At 54.4% G+C, this 17,186-nt stretch carries 20 protein-coding genes; 19 read left to right on the forward strand and 1 reads right to left on the reverse strand.

The annotated features are described in order from the left end of the window. Window positions 1-244: 244 nt before the first annotated feature. Window positions 245-433: a 50S ribosomal protein L28 gene (gene rpmB / locus CAFE_RS18245; RefSeq protein WP_066644078.1), complete on the reverse strand. Its 189-nt coding sequence runs from the start codon at window positions 431-433 to the stop codon at window positions 245-247. 193 nt (window positions 434-626) lie between these two features. Here rpmB and CAFE_RS18250 point away from each other — a divergent pair, with 193 nt between their 5' ends. From CAFE_RS18250 to rsmB, 19 genes are all read left to right on the forward strand, one after another. Further along, entirely contained in the window at window positions 627-1,319 is a 693-nt protein-coding gene (locus tag CAFE_RS18250; protein ID WP_228725085.1) for a site-2 protease family protein, read from the forward strand. Between the two features lie 12 nt (window positions 1,320-1,331). Continuing rightward, entirely contained in the window at window positions 1,332-2,051 is a 720-nt protein-coding gene (locus CAFE_RS18255; RefSeq protein WP_228725084.1) for a segregation and condensation protein A, read from the forward strand. Continuing rightward, window positions 2,041-2,625 (forward strand): SMC-Scp complex subunit ScpB, encoded by a 585-nt coding sequence (gene scpB / locus CAFE_RS18260; protein WP_066644079.1) that lies wholly within the window; start codon window positions 2,041-2,043, stop codon window positions 2,623-2,625. Before CAFE_RS18255 ends, scpB begins: the two co-directional genes overlap by 11 nt. Next, window positions 2,622-3,266, forward strand: coding sequence for a DUF2953 domain-containing protein (locus tag CAFE_RS18265; protein ID WP_066644080.1), 645 nt, complete (start codon window positions 2,622-2,624; stop codon window positions 3,264-3,266). The genes scpB and CAFE_RS18265 overlap by 4 nt, the downstream gene beginning before the upstream one ends. Then, window positions 3,267-3,701 carry a GerW family sporulation protein gene (gene ytfJ, locus CAFE_RS18270; protein WP_066644081.1) on the forward strand — a complete coding sequence of 145 codons (435 nt, stop codon included), beginning with the start codon at window positions 3,267-3,269 and terminating at the stop codon, window positions 3,699-3,701. 47 nt (window positions 3,702-3,748) lie between these two features. Then, window positions 3,749-4,897, forward strand: a complete 1,149-nt coding sequence (locus CAFE_RS18275; protein ID WP_330594093.1) for a D-alanyl-D-alanine carboxypeptidase family protein — start codon at window positions 3,749-3,751, stop codon at window positions 4,895-4,897. Window positions 4,898-4,913: 16 nt separating this feature from the next. After that, the gene (locus tag CAFE_RS18280) at window positions 4,914-5,723 is read left to right on the forward strand and encodes a pseudouridine synthase (RefSeq protein WP_083209994.1); all 810 of its coding nucleotides are present in this window, start codon (window positions 4,914-4,916) and stop codon (window positions 5,721-5,723) included. A 110-nt stretch (window positions 5,724-5,833) separates the two neighbouring features. Further along, on the forward strand, window positions 5,834-7,189 hold the full coding sequence (locus CAFE_RS18285; RefSeq protein ID WP_156991400.1) for a carboxyl transferase domain-containing protein: 1,356 nt from the start codon (window positions 5,834-5,836) through the stop codon (window positions 7,187-7,189). A gap of 27 nt (window positions 7,190-7,216) precedes the next feature. Further along, window positions 7,217-7,621 carry a biotin/lipoyl-containing protein gene (locus tag CAFE_RS18290; RefSeq protein ID WP_066644084.1) on the forward strand — a complete coding sequence of 135 codons (405 nt, stop codon included), beginning with the start codon at window positions 7,217-7,219 and terminating at the stop codon, window positions 7,619-7,621. 12 nt (window positions 7,622-7,633) lie between these two features. Further along, window positions 7,634-9,034, forward strand: a complete 1,401-nt coding sequence (locus CAFE_RS18295) for an oxaloacetate decarboxylase subunit alpha (RefSeq protein ID WP_066644085.1) — start codon at window positions 7,634-7,636, stop codon at window positions 9,032-9,034. 189 nt (window positions 9,035-9,223) lie between these two features. Further along, on the forward strand, window positions 9,224-10,102 hold the full coding sequence (locus tag CAFE_RS18300; RefSeq protein ID WP_066644086.1) for a YicC/YloC family endoribonuclease: 879 nt from the start codon (window positions 9,224-9,226) through the stop codon (window positions 10,100-10,102). 15 nt (window positions 10,103-10,117) lie between these two features. Next, window positions 10,118-10,399, forward strand: a complete 282-nt coding sequence (gene remA / locus CAFE_RS18305) for an extracellular matrix/biofilm regulator RemA (RefSeq protein WP_066644087.1) — start codon at window positions 10,118-10,120, stop codon at window positions 10,397-10,399. Further along, window positions 10,389-10,997 (forward strand): guanylate kinase, encoded by a 609-nt coding sequence (gene gmk / locus CAFE_RS18310; RefSeq protein ID WP_156991401.1) that lies wholly within the window; start codon window positions 10,389-10,391, stop codon window positions 10,995-10,997. The genes remA and gmk overlap by 11 nt, the downstream gene beginning before the upstream one ends. Continuing rightward, window positions 10,994-11,212, forward strand: coding sequence for a DNA-directed RNA polymerase subunit omega (locus CAFE_RS18315; protein WP_066644089.1), 219 nt, complete (start codon window positions 10,994-10,996; stop codon window positions 11,210-11,212). The genes gmk and CAFE_RS18315 overlap by 4 nt, the downstream gene beginning before the upstream one ends. A gap of 20 nt (window positions 11,213-11,232) precedes the next feature. After that, on the forward strand, window positions 11,233-13,686 hold the full coding sequence (gene priA, locus CAFE_RS18320) for a replication restart helicase PriA (RefSeq protein ID WP_156991417.1): 2,454 nt from the start codon (window positions 11,233-11,235) through the stop codon (window positions 13,684-13,686). A 15-nt stretch (window positions 13,687-13,701) separates the two neighbouring features. After that, complete coding sequence (gene def / locus CAFE_RS18325) at window positions 13,702-14,193, forward strand: peptide deformylase (RefSeq protein ID WP_156991402.1); 492 nt, start codon at window positions 13,702-13,704, stop codon at window positions 14,191-14,193. 2 nt (window positions 14,194-14,195) lie between these two features. Then, window positions 14,196-15,122 carry a methionyl-tRNA formyltransferase gene (gene fmt, locus CAFE_RS18330; protein ID WP_066644092.1) on the forward strand — a complete coding sequence of 309 codons (927 nt, stop codon included), beginning with the start codon at window positions 14,196-14,198 and terminating at the stop codon, window positions 15,120-15,122. A gap of 14 nt (window positions 15,123-15,136) precedes the next feature. Continuing rightward, window positions 15,137-15,844: a zinc metallopeptidase gene (locus tag CAFE_RS18335; RefSeq protein WP_066644093.1), complete on the forward strand. Its 708-nt coding sequence runs from the start codon at window positions 15,137-15,139 to the stop codon at window positions 15,842-15,844. Further along, the gene (rsmB, locus tag CAFE_RS18340; RefSeq protein WP_066644094.1) at window positions 15,844-17,178 is read left to right on the forward strand and encodes a 16S rRNA (cytosine(967)-C(5))-methyltransferase RsmB; all 1,335 of its coding nucleotides are present in this window, start codon (window positions 15,844-15,846) and stop codon (window positions 17,176-17,178) included. Before CAFE_RS18335 ends, rsmB begins: the two co-directional genes overlap by 1 nt. Window positions 17,179-17,186: the final 8 nt, after the last annotated feature.

Consider the following 17,186-nt stretch of genomic DNA (forward strand, 5'->3'; position numbering starts at 1 on the left):
AACGGCGCCATGCCCCTTGACGCGACACGGACGGTATTGATCTGTTTAGAAAGGCCGCGTCGGCAGGTGTTTCTGCCGACACAGCCTTCTATTAAAAAATGGATGAGAACCCGGGGTTCATCGGCTATGAAATTATTCGCACTCCCGAAGGAACTTCCAAGGGGCAACGGGCATGGAAAAAAGGAACCGCAATCACGGTTCCTTTTACTTTTCTATTATTTATTTAGAAAAACGAGGTCAGGCATCAGACGGCGCGGGTCACTTTGCCGGAACGAAGGCAACGGGTGCAGGCGTAAATACGTTTGGGAGAACCGTTCACGATCGCCTTGACACGCATTACATTGGGCTTCCAGGTACGGTTGGAACGTCTGTGAGAATGGGATACCTTAATGCCGAAAGCAATGTCCTTGCCGCAGATTTCACATTTTGCCATAGGTCTGCACCTCCTTTAAAGGGCTTTTCATCGCAACAGTATTATGTTATCAGATTTATCCTGCAAATGCAAGCTTTTTTTCCTGTTTTACGCTGAAAAAAGTGTTTTTGCCGGTTTTGCCCGAAAATCCATGCGCCGCTTGCCTTTTTATCCTCTCCGTATTATAATCATAAGCAAAGTAAGGAGAATGTTTATGCTGATTGATCTGTTAAGAAGTCTTTTTTCCGGCGGATCCGTGGACTTGATGTCTGTCATTTCCCAGATTCTTGCAACGCTGTTTATTATTTTCTGCATCCTTCCCCTGCATGAATTCGCGCATGGCTGGGCTGCCGGAAAACTGGGCGACCACACCGCGAAATACAGCGGACGCCTGACGATGAATCCTCTTGCGAGCTTTGACCCGATCGGCTCGCTTTTCCTTCTTCTGTTCGGCTTCGGATGGGCCAAGCCTGTTCCGGTCGATTCCCGCTATTTTAAAAATCCGAAACGAGATATGGCTTTGACCGCCGTGGCCGGGCCGCTCGCCAATTTTCTGGCGGCATGGGCCGGCGGACTGATTTATTTCGGCCTGATCTTTGTGGGCAAAGTCGCCATGCCGAATTTCCTGTATATTTTCTTTTCGGCATACATCAATATCAATGTTGCGCTGGCGGTTTTCAACCTTTTGCCCATTCCTCCGCTTGACGGATCGAAAATCCTCGGCGCATTTCTTTCCAGCCGCGCCCTTTATAATTATTACCGTTACCAGAATATCATCGTTATGGTTGCGTTTGTCGTCCTGTTCAGCGGAATGCTCGACGGGCCCATCTGGGCGCTGGTAAACTTGGGAATGGGCGGCGTTGAGTGGCTTTCGCTTCTTCCGTACCGGTTATTCGGACTTGTATAAATATATTGCGCAATGATGGATAAAATATGTTATAAACTGGAAACGTTCGAGGGCCCTCTTGATCTGCTGTTAACGTTGATTGCAAAAAACAAGCTCGACATTTTCGACATACAAATTACAGAGTTGGTGAATCAGTATCTGGAGCAGGTTCAGGCGATGCAGGAACAGGAAATGGACGTGTCCAGCGAATTTCTGGAAATGGCCGCAAGACTGATTTATATCAAGACCGTTTCGCTTTTGCCGAAGCATGAGGAGGCTGAACAGCTCAAACGAGAGCTGAGCGGTCAGCTGATTGAGTACAGGGACTGCAAACGCGTGGCCGCCATGCTGGGGGAGCGGTTCAGTTTTGACTCTTATCCCCGTGAGCCGGAAAAAATTGAACCGGACCGCAGATACCGGGGCCACCATACTCCGCAGGAGCTTTATGCGGCGTATCTGAGCGCGGCGGGCCGGGGAAAACGCTTCCTTCCTCCGCCCCAGGAGGCTTTTACCGCGATTGTTTCCCACAGGATTGTTTCCGTATCTTCCCGCATCATTTTTGTGCTGCGCAGGCTCCGGCAGAGGAGCGTTCAAAGCTATACGGCTTTATTTGACGGCATCCTGGATCACTCGGAGCGTGTGGCAACCTTTCTTGCCATTCTGGAACTGATCAAAGGGAAGCGGGTTCACCTGAACGGGGAACAAAATCCGGAAATAAAACTGATAAACGGCGGTGTAAGGCATGGAGATTAAAAAGCTTCAGGGAGCCATTGAGGCGATTCTGTTCGCCAGCGGGGAAGCGGTTTCTCTTGACCGCATCGCGGAAGCGTTGGAAATAGACCGGTCGACGGCGGGCAAGATGCTGGAGAACCTTGCGGACCGGTACCGCACCGAACACGGAGGAATCCGTATCGTACGGCTGGAAGGCGGGTATCAGATGTGCACGAACCCGGAACATGCCGCTGCGGTGCGCGCCGCGCTTGAAATCCGCCGCAATATGCCGCTGACTCAGGCCGCGCTGGAGGTGCTGGCTGTCGTTGCTTATAACCAGCCGGTGTCCAAGGCGTTTGTGGAACAGGTGCGCGGGGTGGACTGCTCCGCGGTTATCAGCGGCCTTGTTTCAAAGGGCCTGGTCGAAGAACGGGGCAGGCTGGAACTGCCGGGCCGTCCGCTTCTTTACGGCACCACCACGGATTTTTTGCGGTGTCTCGGAATTTCTTCCCTTGCCGAGCTGCCGCAGCCGCAGAAGGAGCAGCATCAGGAGGAAACGGACGCTGAGGGCAGCCGGGAAGAAGTTCTTCAGCAGGGAGAAGGAACAGCCGAATGACCGGACTGATCATAACAGGAGTCGTTTTTTCTCTGCTTGCGGTGCTGCTCTTTTGCTCCGTTTTTGTTGAGGCAAGTTTCGAAGAAGAATTTTCCGCGCGGATTGGATTCCTTTTTCTGCACTACCGCCTCCTGCCCCGTCCGGAGGAGAAGCCGACCGGACCAAAGATACAAAAAAAGGAGAAACCAGCGCCGGAAAAAAAGCCCTCTAAAATAAAAGAGCTCTTTCACCAGAAGGGCCTTGGCGGTTTTCTGGAACTTCTGAAGGCGTTTACCCGTGTGGCGTACACAGGCGCGAAGAAACTGCTTTCCCACACGGTGGTCCGAAAACTCTCCCTTGATCTTACCGTCGGCGGAGACGACGCTGCGCAAACGGCTTTGAATTACGGAAGAGCATGCGGCGCCGTATCGACCGCGCTGACGGCTCTGCTTTCCGTCGCAAACTGCAAAGAGCGGAATGTTACCGTTGCTCCGGATTTTCAAAAGGGAGAAAACAGAGTAAGGTTTCGCGTCCGGGCCACGGTCAGGCTGTTTTTTCTCTTTTCCGCCGCGCTGTCGGCTCTGACTGGCTTTATCAAAGTATATTTAAAATATGGAAAAAAATCCGGACATCCGGATCAGAAAGAAAAGGCGGTGCTTTAAATGGCTGACCATCCGATCGAAGGCATGATGGATACAACGCTGGAAAAAATTAAGCAAATGGTAGATGTAAATTCGGTGATCGGCGACCCGATTACGACGCCGGACGGGACGGTGATCGTCCCTATCTCAAAAATCAGTTACGGTTTTGCGTCCGGCGGGTCCGATTTTCCGGGGAAAGCCCCAGAAAAACAGCTGTTTGGCGGTGCGTCCGGTGCCGGCGTCACCATTAACCCGGTGGCGTTTTTAACAATTTCGAACGGGGGCGTCAAGCTGCTGCGCGTCGACCCCGGCAACACGTCGGTAGACCGCATGATCGATTTGGCCCCCGAGCTGATCGACAAGGTATCCTCCGTGTTTCATAAGGACGGCAAAAAGGAGAAGACGGAAAAGCATTCCGTTCCGGCTGAAGAAATGGCCGGGGATCCCCAAATCTAAAATTGAATGGTAGCGCATCAACCGCCTGCATATAAATAAACCGGCAGGTGTTTGATTTGTTAAAAAAAGCGATTTCCATTTTTCTTGCCGCCCTGACGGCGGCTTCTTTTTCCTGTCCGGCCGGCGCCGAGGCTTCCCCCTCCGTGTCGGCAAAATCGGCTGTGGTAATCAGCGCTGCCGACGGGCGGGTCCTGTATGAAAAAAACAGTCGTGAAAAGCTTCCGATTGCAAGCACGACAAAAATCATGACGGCTCTTCTTACCCTGGAAGCCGCGTCACGAAATGACAGGACGGTGCTGATCACACCGGAAATGATTCGGGTGGAAGGATCATCCATGGGGCTGAAAGCCGGTGATAAGCTCACTCTGACCGCGCTTGCGGAAGGGATGCTTTCCGTGTCGGGAAACGACGCGGCAAATTCCGCCGCGATCGCCGTGGGCGGCTCCACTGAAAGATTTGCTGCGCTCATGAATCAAAAGGCGGCTCAGCTCGGCCTGTCCGAAACACATTATGTCACCCCGTCCGGGCTGGATAATGCGGAGCATTATTCCTCTGCGGGGGATCTGGCGAAGCTGACCGCGGCCGCGCTGAAGAATCCGGAATTCGCAAGGATCGTATCGCAGAAAAAAATACAGGTCCGGTTTTCCGACCCCGACCGAACCGTGACCTATACGAATCATAATAAGCTTTTAAGCATGTACGACGGCTGCAACGGGGTCAAAACAGGTTTTACGAAAAAGTCTGGACGCTGCCTTGTTTCGGCGGCGCAGCGCGTCGGCGTTCAGCTGGTTGCCGTTACCCTCAGCGATCCGAACGACTGGGAGGATCACGAAAAACTGCTGGATTATGGTTTTTCCAGACTGACCTGTTTTCAGGCGGATGATTCCGAATTCCGTCTGAATCTCCCCGTGGTCGGCGGGACCGCGGGCAGCGTTTCGGTTTTGGGAACGGCGGGCGCAGCCGCGCTCCTGCCGTCCGACGAGGTGCAGAACCTTCGCCGCACGGTTGAATTGCCGCGGTTTTTATATGCTCCGGTCAAGCGGGGGCAGGTTCTCGGGCTTGTCCGGTATCAAAACGAAACCGGCACGGTTGCGACCACAAAGCTGTTAGCCGGCGGGAACGTTTCCCGCCAAGCGGTGAAAAAGAATATCTTTGAAAAACTATGGGACCGGATCCGCGTTTTGTTTTCGGTCTGAAGGATGTGCAAATCGATTGGGCGAAAAAATCAGACTGCAGAAACTGCTTTCGGAAGCCGGAGTCGCTTCCCGCAGGAAAGCGGAAGAATTGATTCTTGCGGGCAAAGTCCGTGTGAACGGTATTGTCGCTGAAATAGGCGGCCGGGCGGACCCCGGCAGAGACCGGATTACCGTGGATGGAAAACCGCTTGAAACCAAAGTAGAGAAGGTGTATCTGATGCTCCACAAGCCTCGGGGATACATCACCACGATGAGTGACGAAATGGACCGCAAATGCGTGGCCGAACTGGTGCGGGACGTGCCGGAACGCGTATTCCCGGTCGGCAGGCTCGACCGGGAATCGGAGGGACTTCTTCTGATGACGAACGACGGTGAGTTTGCCAACTCGATGATGCATCCGTCGCATCATGTTCCGAAGGTATACCGTGTAACCGTGCGTCCTTCAGTGACGGAAGAACAGCTGGTTCAGATGTCAACCGGCATGGTGATCGACGGAAGAAAAACGGCGCCCGCCGTGGTGCATGTTCTTTCTCAGGAACCCGGACGAGCCGTGCTGGAAATTATCCTCAGAGAAGGACGGAACCGCCAGATCCGGAAAATGTGCGAGCAGCTTGGACTGGAGGTCGCACGTCTGCGCCGTACCGCGGTCGGTTTTTTAAAGCTGGGCATGCTTCCGCCCGGAAAGTGGCGTCTGCTGACCGGTGAAGAGGTTCGGCGCCTGACAGGGCCGGCTGCTCCGATCCGGAAAGCGGCCTCCGCTTTAAAAACTTCGCGCGGAACGCGCGAGAAAAGAAATCAAGATTCAAGAGGCGGGAAAGGCCGTTAAATCCGTTCCCGGGGCAAGAATGACTTGCCAATTAACTGGGAATCGTTTATAATGAATACAATTATTTTTTTCTTGAACAGGTGGGAAATCTCGAAAACGGAGGAATGGAAATGAAGAATGTCGGTCATGCCGAAACAGCGCAGTCGGGGCAGGATGTGAAGCACACCAAGGGCTATCTGCGCATTGTTTCGCTGCTTGACGATGGAAGCTTTCATGAGGTAGACGGCCTTGCGAAATCCCAGGGCGGGTATGCGGAAGCGGTGGCTGGTTACGGCACTGTGGAGGGAAGCCCGGTTTGCGTCTTTTCTCAGAACAGCGATGTAGATGGGGGAGCCATGTCGAAAGCACAGGCCTCCAAAATAAAAAAGATTTATCATCTGGCTGTTAAAACAGGAACTCCGATCGTCGGAATTTTTGATTCCGCCGGAGGGCGCCTGAACGAGAATGGAGACATCCTCGAGGCGTACGGTGAAATTCTGCTGCACGCAAACAATCTTTCCGGCGTGGTGCCGCAGATCTCTGTGATCCTGGGTCCCTGCACGGGCACGTCGGCGATGATCGCTGCCGGAGCGGACTTTGTCGTGATGTCGGACAAGGGGGAACTCACCATCGCGACGAACGGCGAGGGCGGTACGGCAAAAGAAGCGGAAAAGCTCGGCCTGTGCCAGATTGCCGCGGCGGATGAAACGGAAGCAATCAAGGCCGCGCACAGACTTCTTTCCATGCTTCCATCCAACAATCTGTCCTCCGCGCTGCTGTCCGAGGGCGCAGGAGCTCCTGCGGGGACTCCCTCCGCGGGCGAAACGGATGCCGGTAAATTGATCGGCTCCATCTGCGACGGCGGGGAATTTTTGGAGCTTAGCCCCCAATTCGGCTGTTCCGCAGTAACGGGGCTGGCCTATATGGGCGGTTCCGTCGCGGGCTTTACGGCCCTTTCGGGCGTGATAGATCCAGATTCCTGCTCCAAGGCCGCGCGTTTTCTGCGGTTTTGCGATTCATTTTCCATTCCGGCTATTACGATTGTGAACGCGGAAAAATTTGAATCGCTTCGGGAAGCTTCCAAGCTTTCCAGCGCTTATTCGGAAGCCACGACCGCAAAGATCACGGTTGTGACCGGCTCGGCGTACGGCCCCGTTTATATCGCCATTGCGGGAAGAGGGGCCGGCTCGGACTTTACACTGGCATGGCCGGACGCCGTCGTCTCGGCAATTTCTCCGGAAACGGGAGCGGTTTTCCTTTGGAACGACCGTCTTGCCGGGTCGGAAAATCCGGTGGAAGACCGGAAAAAACTGATTGAAGAGTACAGAAAAACAGAAGCATCCGCGCAAAAAGCCGCAGCGGATGGGATCATTGAAGCGGTTATTGCTCCGGAAGAAACACGCGCGGAAATTCTGGCGGGTTTGGACATGCTCAGCGGAAAACGGGTATCCACCCTGCCGAAAAAGCATGCCGATATTCAGCTTTAATTGAGAAGGACAGGGGGATCTATCAGTATGAAAAATCTTAGAATTACGGTAAATGGTACGGCGTACGACGTTCAGGTGGAAGAGCTTGGCGCAACTGCGGCGCCCGCACCGGCTGCACCTGCTCCCGCGGCGGTCCCTGCCGCCGCTCCCGCATCCAAAGCGGCCGCTCCCGCTCCGGCAAAGTCCGCGCCTGCTCCGAAGCCAGCGGCGCCTGCCGGCGGAGAGACGATTTCCAGCCCGATGCCCGGGACCATTGTCTCGGCAAACGTAAAACCGGGGCAAAGCGTCAAAAAGGGCGACGTCCTTGTTGTTCTGGAAGCCATGAAGATGGAAAACGAGATTATGGCGCCGCATGACGCGCAGGTCGCATCCGTTCTGGTGAATAAAGGGGACAGCGTTGAGAGCGGGACCCCCCTTGTTACCCTCCAGTAAGGGGGCCGAGCAATGAATAAGAAAATTGGAATTACAGAAGTTGTTCTGCGCGACGCGCATCAGTCTTTGCTGGCAACCCGCATGCCGCTTTCCGACATGCTGCCGATCCTTGGCAAAATGGATCAGGTGGGTTTCTATTCTCTGGAGTGCTGGGGCGGCGCTACCTTCGACGCCTGCCTTCGCTTTCTGAATGAAGATCCGTGGGAGCGTTTGAGAATCATCCGTAAAAACTGCCCCAACACCAAGCTGCAGATGCTGTTCCGCGGGCAGAATATGCTTGGTTACCGTCATTATGCGGATGATGTTCTGGAGTATTTTGTACAGCGTTCGGTTGCCAACGGCATCGATATTATCCGTATTTTTGACGCGCTCAACGACATCAAAAACCTCAACGTAGCTATCAAGGCCGCAAAAAAGGAAGGCGCCCATGCCCAGGTGGCAATCTCCTATACGACGGGCCCGGTATTTACCGAAGAGTATTATGTCGATTACGCGAAAAGAATCGAGGACGCCGGCGCGGACTCCATCTGCATTAAAGACATGGCCGCCCTTCTGACGCCGTATAAGACCTATGACTTGGTCAAGGCAATCAAATCGGCGGTAAAGATTCCGGTTCAGCTGCATACGCACTATACGTCCGGTCTTGCTTCCATGTGTGAACTCAAAGCCGTGGAGGCCGGAGTGGATCTGCTGGATACCGCCATGTCTCCGCTCGCGCTGGGTACGTCCCATGCGCCGACGGAATCCATGGTCGCCGCTCTCAAGGACACGCCGTACGACACGGGACTTGATTTGATTCTTCTCAATGAAATCCGCGAGTATTTCATGATTCTGCGCGATAAATATATCAAAAGCGGTCTCATTGACCCCAAAATGCTTGCGACCAATACGAAGGCTCTGGTTTATCAGGTGCCGGGCGGGATGCTGTCCAACCTGCTGTCGCAGTTAAAACAGGCGGGCAAGGAGGACCAGTTCGAAGCGGTTCTGGAAGAGGTTCCGCGCGTTCGCAAAGACGCCGGGTATCCACCGCTGGTCACGCCGACCTCCCAGATTGTAGGCACACAGGCGGTGTTTAACGTAATTACCGGAGAACGGTATAAGATGTGCACCAACGAATTCAAAGATCTGGTTGCCGGGAAATACGGGACGACCCCTGTCCCTGTCGACGACGAATTCGTCAAGAAAATTATCGGGGACGCTCCGCGGATCACCTGTCGTCCGGCGGATCTTCTCAAGCCGGAACTCGAAAGCCTGAGAAAGGAATGCGCCGAGTGGACCGAGCAGGAAGAAGACGTGCTGTCCTACGCGCAGTTCCCAAAGGTTGCGACGGACTTCTTTAAAAAACGTGCCGAAAAAAAGTACGGGATTGACGGAAAACATGCCGATCGGAAGGAAATGATCCACCCCGTCTGATTTTTTGATTTTTCAGCTCCGTGTTTCTTTTTCACGGGGCTGTTTTTTTATATTCCGGCTTTTTGGAACCGCAGTTGACAATATGGTCGGAAAGCTGATAAAATAAATAGGATTATGATTTGTTTCTGAATAAGTTTTTTTATTATCACTATGATTTATTAGGAAGAATAAAGAGATGAGATGATAAGTTTGATTAAGAGCATGACCGGCTTTGGCAGAAGTGAGAAAATCGTCGGAGGGCGGGATATCGCGGTTGAAATCCGATCCGTCAATCACCGGTATTTCGATTATTCTTCCCGCATCAGCCGCGGGTACGGTTTTTTGGACGCCAAGCTGAAGTCTTTTCTCCAGGACAGGGTCGCGCGGGGAAAACTCGATCTTTATGTTTCGGTTGAAACGCTGGAAAGCGCCGATGCCGAAGTGCTGGTCAATCATTCCCTGGCGTCGGGTTATATTGCCGCTCTGCGCGACCTGCAAAAGCGCTACGGTCTGCGCGACGACCTGTCGGTGATGACGGTGGCCCGCTATGCCGACCTTTTTACAGTGCATCAGGCTCCAGAAGATGAAGAGGAAATTTGGACGGCCGTCCGGGGGGTTGCCGAAGAAGCGTTCCAGTCCTTTTCCGCAATGCGGCAGACGGAGGGGAGCCATCTGAAAGACGATTTCCTCAAGCGGACAAAAACGATTCTGGAGCTTGTCGGTCAGGTGGAGGAAAGGTCGCCGAAAACGGTGACGGAATACCGGGAAAAACTTCTCCAGCGGCTGCATGAGATGCTGACGGACGTGAACATTGACGAGCAGAGGATTCTGACGGAGGCCGCGGTTTTCGCCGACAAGGTTTCCGTGGCGGAGGAAACGGTTCGTCTGCGCAGCCACATCAGCCAGTTTCATTCCATGCTGGAAACCGGTGAGGCAATCGGCCGCAAGCTTGATTTTTTGGTCCAGGAGATGAACCGGGAGGCGAACACCATAGGTTCCAAATGTGTGGACGCCGAAATTGCACATCTGGTTGTGGACATGAAGGCCGAAATAGAAAAAATCCGAGAACAGGTTCAGAACGTCGAATAGAAAAAGCAAAAGGGGATTATTATGAAGTTGATCAACATCGGTTTTGGCAATATGGTTTCTGCCAATCGCCTGGTTGCCATTGTCAGCCCGGAATCGGCTCCGATCAAGCGTATTATTCAGGACGCCAAGGAGCGCGGAGCACTGATTGACGCTACCTACGGCCGCAGAACCAGAGCGGTTATCATCACGGACAGCGACCATGTGATTTTGTCTGCCGTTCAGCCGGAAACGGTGGCCAACCGACTGAATGACCGCGACGAACTTTCGGAAGAGGAGCTCGACGAGGATGACGAATGAAGGGCTCCTGCTGATTCTTTCGGGCCCCTCGGGCACGGGGAAGGGAACGGTGGTGAAAAACCTTATGGCGGGGGATCCGAGTATCCGCTTTTCCGTTTCCGCCACAACGCGCGCGCCGCGGCCGGGCGAAACGGACGGGAAGGAATATTTTTTTCTGACGCGGGAACGCTTTCATGAAATAACCGCCGATGGAAAAATGCTGGAGAACGCCGAGTATTGCGGGAATTGCTACGGTACGCCGCTCACACCCATTTTAGAGTGGACTGCTCAGGGCCTGGACGTCGTTTTGGATATTGAAGTTCAGGGTGGCGCGCAGGTAAAGCAAAAAAGGCCGGATGCGGTTGGGATTTTTATTCTTCCCCCTTCCTTGCAGGAACTGGAGCACCGCCTGCGTCAGCGCGGAACGGAAACGGAAGAAGGAATCCGGGGCCGTCTGCAGGCTGCGCGCCGGGAAATTCAGGCAGCCGTTCACTACGATTATATTGTCATCAACGATACGGTTGAATCCGCGGTGGCACAGATTCAAGCAATCATCCACGCGGAAAAAAACAAAACCAGCAGAAATCAAGAACTGATTGAAAGGATCCTGAAGAAATGATTAAGCCGATTGCCGATTTAATTCTGACGCCGGACCAGAGCCGTTACTCCCTTGTGGTCGCCATTGCGAAAAGAGCGCGTGAAATTGCGGAGACTGCGGAAAAAAACCGGGAAGTTCTGGAGAAAAAACCGGTGGAGATAGCGGTTCAGGAATACGTGAACCATGAGTTTACCATGATTGAAAAAACAACGGAGAACGACGACACGGATGACTGAAAAATGCCTGAAAGGTGAGGATGTCCGTGGCCGTCGCAAAAGTCGCGGTGGAGAACACGGTTTATCATTTTGATAAATTGTTTGATTACCGCATTCCGACTTCTCTTCTGTCCGAGGCAAAAGAAGGCTGCCGTGTCCTTGTTCCGTTCGGCACTGCAAATTCCAAACGGCAGGGAATGATTCTGGAAAGGACGGAACAGGAGGGGGAGCCGGACCAGAAGCTGAAACCCATTGAATCCGTACTGGATAAGGAACCTCTCCTGACGCCGGAGGCGCTTCAGATGATTCCCTGGATCGGTGAGCATACCTTTTGCACGCTCTTTGACGCGGCAAGGCTCTTTTTTCCCGCGGGCATCCTTTTTCAGGTCAGCACGGAATACCTTCTGGCCGGGCCCGCCGGCGAAATTGCCGCCAAAGCGGGGGAGGGAGAGGAAGCGAGAATCGTCGCGTATCTGTCCCGGAGAAGGGCGGTCCGGCGCGATAAGCTTCTGCGTGACGTTGGGCTTGCTGCGGACAGCAGCCTTCCGGAGCGAATGCTTCGAAAGGGCCTGCTTCAAAAAAACAGCGTGACGTTCCGAAAGGTTGGGGACGCCACCCGGAAGATGGTTCGCTTTACGGATCCGCAGGAGCTGCCGAAACTGACCCCAAGGCAAAAATGCGCTCTTGAAGTACTGCGAGGCGCCGGATGCGCCTCGTTAAAGGAAATCTGTTATTTTTCCGGCGTTACACCAGTGGTGGTGGACGCTCTGGTCAAAAAGGGAGCCGCCCAGTATTTTGACGCGGAGGTATACCGAAATCCGTACGGCGACGTTCCGGAGGGGTCATCTTCACCGCCGGCAAAGCTGACCGCAGAACAGGACGAGGCGTATCGAAACCTGTACAGTCAGTACCGCGCCGGTCAGGGAGGGGTTTCGCTTCTGTACGGAGTCACGGGCAGCGGGAAAACGCAGGTTTTTATGCGGCTGATCGACCGCGTTCTGGAAGACGGACGGGGCGTCATCGTCATGGTTCCGGAGATTTCTCTGACGCCGCAGACGATCTCCCTGTTCCATGCCCGGTACGGCGCGGGGGTCGCGGTGTTCCACAGCGGGCTCTCCCTCGGCGAAAGGCTGGATGAGTGGAAGCGCGTCCGGAACGGGGACGCCTCCATCGCCGTAGGCACCCGGTCCGCGGTATTCGCGCCGTTTCAGAATCTCGGGCTCATTATCATGGATGAGGAGCAGGAGGGCACTTACAAATCCGAATCGTCTCCTCGCTATCATGCCCGCGAGGCCGCCAAATACCGCTGCGCCTACCACAAGTGCCTGCTGGTTTTGGCCTCCGCCACGCCGTCCGTTGAAAGCTACTATCACGCGCAGGCGGGCAGATATACCCTGAATGTCCTCTCCGAGCGCTACGGTTCCGCGCACCTGCCCGAGGTCGACGTGGTCGACATGAACGGGGAGGCGGAACAGGGCAACGCCGGAATCCTCAGCGGCTTTCTGGCGGAGTCGCTGCGGGAAAACCTTCGAAACGGGATGCAGTCCATTTTATTGCTGAACCGAAGGGGGTATAATACATTTGTCTCCTGCCGGTCGTGCGGGCATGTTGCGACCTGTCCGAACTGCAGCATCTCTCTTACATACCATGCGGCGAACAACCGCCTGATGTGTCACTACTGCGGATATTCGGTTCCGTTCACGCGGGAGTGCCCGAACTGCCGTGAAGAGCAGATGCGCTATTCGGGGTTCGGAACTCAGCGCGCGGAGCAGCAGCTGGCGGAGCTGCTGCCGGAAGCCCGGATTTTAAGGCTGGACGCGGATTCGACGATGACCCGGTTCGCCTATGACAAAAAGCTGAAACAGTTTTCCGAAGGAGCATATGATATCATTGTCGGAACCCAGATGGTCGCGAAAGGGCTTGACTTTGAAAATGTTACTTTAGTAGGGGTTTTATCGGCGGACCAATCGCTGTACGGCGACGATTTCCGAAGCTACGAGCGGGCGTTTGACCTGCTGACGCAGGTAGTCGGCCGGTCGGGACGGGGAAAATTTACCGGAAGAGCCGTCATCCAGACCTTTACCCCGGAAAACGATATTATCCGCCTCGCGGCGGACCAGAATTACGCAGAGTTTTACAGAAGGGAAATCGCTTTGAGAAAGTCGCTGCTGTATCCTCCCTTTTCCGACATCTGCGTGATCGGATTTGTCGGAAGGAGAGAGGAAAAGGTCCGCGCGGCGAGCGAAGCTTTTTTTACGCTGTTATGTACGACGGCGAGGGATGATTACGCGGACCAGCCGCTGCGGGTGCTGAGCCCGTCTCCCGCTCTGGTCGGGCGCGTCAGCAACCGGTATCGTTATAAGCTGATATTAAAATGCCGCGACAATAAGCGGATCCGCAGAATGATTTCCGATTTGCTGATTCGCTTTTCATCCGACAGGAGCTATTCGGATGTGACGGTATTTCCGGATATGAACCCGGAAACAATTTTATAAGATGGGGGAATAACATTGGCAATACGGAACATCATAACGGATGAAGATCCGTTTCTTCATAAGAAATGCCGCCCGGTTGTAAAGTTCGACAAACGTCTCTGGACTTTGCTGGACGATATGGCGGATACGCTTCGCGAAGAAAACGGCGTGGGGCTGGCGGCAATTCAGGTTGGAATACTACGCAGGGCCGTAGTCATTGACATTGGCGACGGCAGGGGGGGGCGCGAGCTGATCAACCCTGTGATTCTTGAAAAATCGGGGGAGCAGGAGCCTATGGAGGGCTGCCTTTCCATCCCCGGGAAATGGGGGATCACAAAGCGCCCCAAGCACGTAAAAGTTCGCGCGCAGGACCGCAACGGAAAGTTTTTTGAATATGAGGGGGAAGACCTTCTGGCGACGGCTTCCTGCCATGAAATCGACCATCTGGATGGAATTTTATTCCTGACCCATGTGATTAGGATGCTGACGAAGGAAGAACTGGAACATATGAATTCTTCGGAGGGCTGAAATTGAGGATTGTTTTTATGGGAACCCCGGAATTTGCCGTTCCCTCTCTCTCGGCGCTGATCGGAGCAGGACATGAAATCGCGGCGGTCTTTACCCGGAAAGACAAACCGGTCGGCAGAAAACAGATTCTGCAGGCGCCGCCCGTTAAGGTTCTGGCGGTTGAAAACGGAATTCAGGTGTTCCAGCCGGATACTCTCCGGGGAGAGGAAACGCAGACTGCGATTGCCCGTCTCAGGCCGGATGTTATCGTCGTTGCGGCATACGGAAAACTTCTGCCGAAAAACATTTTGGAGCTTCCGCGCCTGGGCTGCGTAAATGTCCACGCTTCCCTGCTGCCGAAGTACCGCGGGGCGGCGCCGATTCAGCAGGCGGTTCTGGACGGCGAAACGGTGACCGGCGTTACAACGATGCAAATGGCGGAAGGGCTGGACACCGGCGATATTCTGATGAAGGACCGCACGGAAATCGGCCCGGATGAGACATCCGGCGAACTGACCGCGCGGCTTGCCGAAATTGGGGCCCGGCTGATCGTCCGCACGCTGGACGCTCTGGAAAAGGGCGGCATTGCTCCGGTCGCGCAGAACGATCGGGAATCCAGCTATGCCGGGATGCTGAGTAAAGAGCTGTCTCCGGTTGACTGGAGCCGGCCGGCGGACCGGATTCACAACCAGGTGCGGGGATTGTCTCCGTGGCCGGGTGCCAGTACGCTTTTTGAAGGGAAAAAGCTGAAGCTACACAAAACCCGTGCGGCGGGGAAAAGCAGCGGCGTTCCCGGGCAGATTCTTCCGGGAGCGGAGCTGAAGGCCGTTTGCGGCGGCGGTACTGTGCTTGAGCTTTTGGAGGTTCAGCCGGAGGGCGGCAAAAGAATGAAGGGTTCGGATTTTCTGCGGGGACATCCCGCTGAAGGCGTGATTTTAGGAAACGGATAAAGGAGGATGCCGGAATGTATGGTTTTTATTTTTTCAATTTTACATACTTCTGGATCATGGTGCCCGCGCTCATCGTCACCATGATCGCACAATCGCGGGTGAATTCGACCTTCGCGAAGTATTCCCGCGTGCGCACGATGAATCAGATCACCGGCGAAGAGGCCGCGGAGCGCGTCGCGCGTTTCGGCGGAGTCAATCGGATTTTCATCAAACGGGTCGCGGGAAATCTTACCGACAATTTCGATCCGCGGAACGATACCATCAGTTTGTCGGAATCCGTCTATTCCTCCGTATCCATTTCGGCGGTCGGGGTTGCGGCGCACGAAGCGGGCCACGCGATTCAAAACGCGGAAGGCTATTTCCCGAATAAAATCCGGGCGGCGCTGGTGCCTGTGACCAATTTCGGCTCTCATCTTTCCATGCCGCTGATCATTATCGGGCTGATTCTGCCCGTTCAGTACGATTTTATCGTTTATGCCGGAATCATTTTGTACAGCCTTGTCGTTTTGTTTCAGCTTGTCACCCTGCCGGTCGAATTCAACGCGAGCTCGCGCGCGATTCGCGCGCTGAACGATGCCGGAATTCTTTACCCGGATGAGTTGGAGGGAGCAAAAAAGGTTTTGCGCGCAGCCGCAATGACTTATCTGGCGGCAAGTTTTACGGCGTTGCTTACGCTTCTCCGTTTTGTCTTGATCGCCGGCAACAGGAGGGGCCGCCGCTGATGACAAGCGCGCGTGAAGCGGCGCTGAAAGCTCTTCTCCGCGTCGACTCGGAAGGGGCTTACTCCAATCTGGCGTTGGATCATATTCTTACCGGCCTGCGCCTGGAGCCGCGGGAAAGGTCCCTTGCAACAACGATTTTCTACGGAGTACTGGAAAAAAGAATCACGCTGGACTATGTGATCAGCCGTTTTTCCAGCACTCCGCTGAAAAAAATCATGCCGGTCGCGCTCGAACTTCTCCGGATCGGCGTATATCAAATTTTATATCTGTCAAAGATTCCACCGTCGGCAGCGGTCAACGAGTCCGTCAATCTGGCGAAAACCTGCGGGGCGCGGCGGGCGTCCGGCTTTGTCAACGCCGTCCTTCGGAACTTTCTCAGAAGCGGCGCGAAAATCCCCCCGCTTGCGCCGGAAACGGACTCCGTTCGGAGGCTCAGCGTGGAATACTCGTGTCCGGAATGGATGATTTCGCTGTGGAGCCGGTCGTACGGAGATGAAACGGCGCTGGGACTATTGAAAGGTATGGCGCAGAAGCCTGAACTTTTCGCCCGGGTGAATAATACCCGCGTCGGGGAGGAACAATTAATCGAAAGGCTTCGGGAAGAGGGAACGGGCGCGGAAAGCGTCTTGTGGCCCGATCATGCGCTGCGGTTTCTAAAGGGTATCGACGTTGCGGAAAGCGGCTGCTACCGGGACGGGCTGTTCCATATTCAGGACCTTTCCTCCCAGATTTTGTGTGCCCTGCTTGATCCTCAGCCGGGGGAAACGTTGGCGGACGTTTGCTCCGCGCCGGGCGGCAAGACCTTTACCCTTGCGGAACGGATGGAGAACCGCGGAAAAATTTTCGCCTATGATAAATATCCGCAAAAGGTCAAGTTAGTCCGCGAGGGGGCGCATCGGCTGTACCTTTCCTGCGTCAGGGCTTCGGTTCGGGACGCCGCGCATCCCGAGGAAAACCCGGAAAAGGCGGATCGGGTTCTGTGCGATGTTCCGTGCTCCGGTCTCGGCGTGATCAGGCGTAAACCGGAGATACGTTTTAAATTACCGGGTCCTATTGACAGTTTGCCTGATTTGCAGTACCTTATTCTGTGTAAGTCTTCCGAACTCGTACAAAACGGCGGAACCCTTTTCTACAGTACCTGTACGCTGAATCCGGCGGAAAACGGGCGGGTTGCCGACCGCTTTCTCTCCGAGCATCCGGGGTTTCTGCCAAAGGCGATTTCATTGCCGGAGAGTTTTCCGCGTGCTGTGGCGGAGCCGGAAAATCAGATGACGTTTTTGCCGCATGTTCACGGCACGGACGGATTTTTTGTTGCGGCGTTTCGCAAAAAATAGGAGGATAC

Origin of the sequence: Caproicibacter fermentans (assembly GCF_009746625.1) — a bacterium.
In the GTDB taxonomy this organism is placed as follows: domain Bacteria; phylum Bacillota; class Clostridia; order Oscillospirales; family Acutalibacteraceae; genus Caproicibacter; species Caproicibacter fermentans.

Bases quoted from the DNA above. Each gene is read 5' to 3' on its own strand.
- rpmB (WP_066644078.1), bottom strand. From the start codon at position 433: ATGGCAAAATGTGAAATCTGCGGCAAGGACATTGCTTTCGGCATTAAG.
- CAFE_RS18250 (WP_228725085.1), top strand. From the start codon at position 627: ATGCTGATTGATCTGTTAAGAAGTCTTTTTTCCGGCGGATCCGTGGAC.
- CAFE_RS18255 (WP_228725084.1), top strand. From the start codon at position 1,332: ATGATGGATAAAATATGTTATAAACTGGAAACGTTCGAGGGCCCTCTT.
- scpB (WP_066644079.1), top strand. From the start codon at position 2,041: ATGGAGATTAAAAAGCTTCAGGGAGCCATTGAGGCGATTCTGTTCGCC.
- CAFE_RS18265 (WP_066644080.1), top strand. From the start codon at position 2,622: ATGACCGGACTGATCATAACAGGAGTCGTTTTTTCTCTGCTTGCGGTG.
- ytfJ (WP_066644081.1), top strand. From the start codon at position 3,267: ATGGCTGACCATCCGATCGAAGGCATGATGGATACAACGCTGGAAAAA.
- CAFE_RS18285 (WP_156991400.1), top strand. From the start codon at position 5,834: ATGAAGAATGTCGGTCATGCCGAAACAGCGCAGTCGGGGCAGGATGTG.
- CAFE_RS18290 (WP_066644084.1), top strand. From the start codon at position 7,217: ATGAAAAATCTTAGAATTACGGTAAATGGTACGGCGTACGACGTTCAG.
- CAFE_RS18295 (WP_066644085.1), top strand. From the start codon at position 7,634: ATGAATAAGAAAATTGGAATTACAGAAGTTGTTCTGCGCGACGCGCAT.
- gmk (WP_156991401.1), top strand. From the start codon at position 10,389: ATGACGAATGAAGGGCTCCTGCTGATTCTTTCGGGCCCCTCGGGCACG.
- CAFE_RS18315 (WP_066644089.1), top strand. From the start codon at position 10,994: ATGATTAAGCCGATTGCCGATTTAATTCTGACGCCGGACCAGAGCCGT.
- priA (WP_156991417.1), top strand. From the start codon at position 11,233: ATGTCCGTGGCCGTCGCAAAAGTCGCGGTGGAGAACACGGTTTATCAT.
- CAFE_RS18335 (WP_066644093.1), top strand. From the start codon at position 15,137: ATGTATGGTTTTTATTTTTTCAATTTTACATACTTCTGGATCATGGTG.
- rsmB (WP_066644094.1), top strand. From the start codon at position 15,844: ATGACAAGCGCGCGTGAAGCGGCGCTGAAAGCTCTTCTCCGCGTCGAC.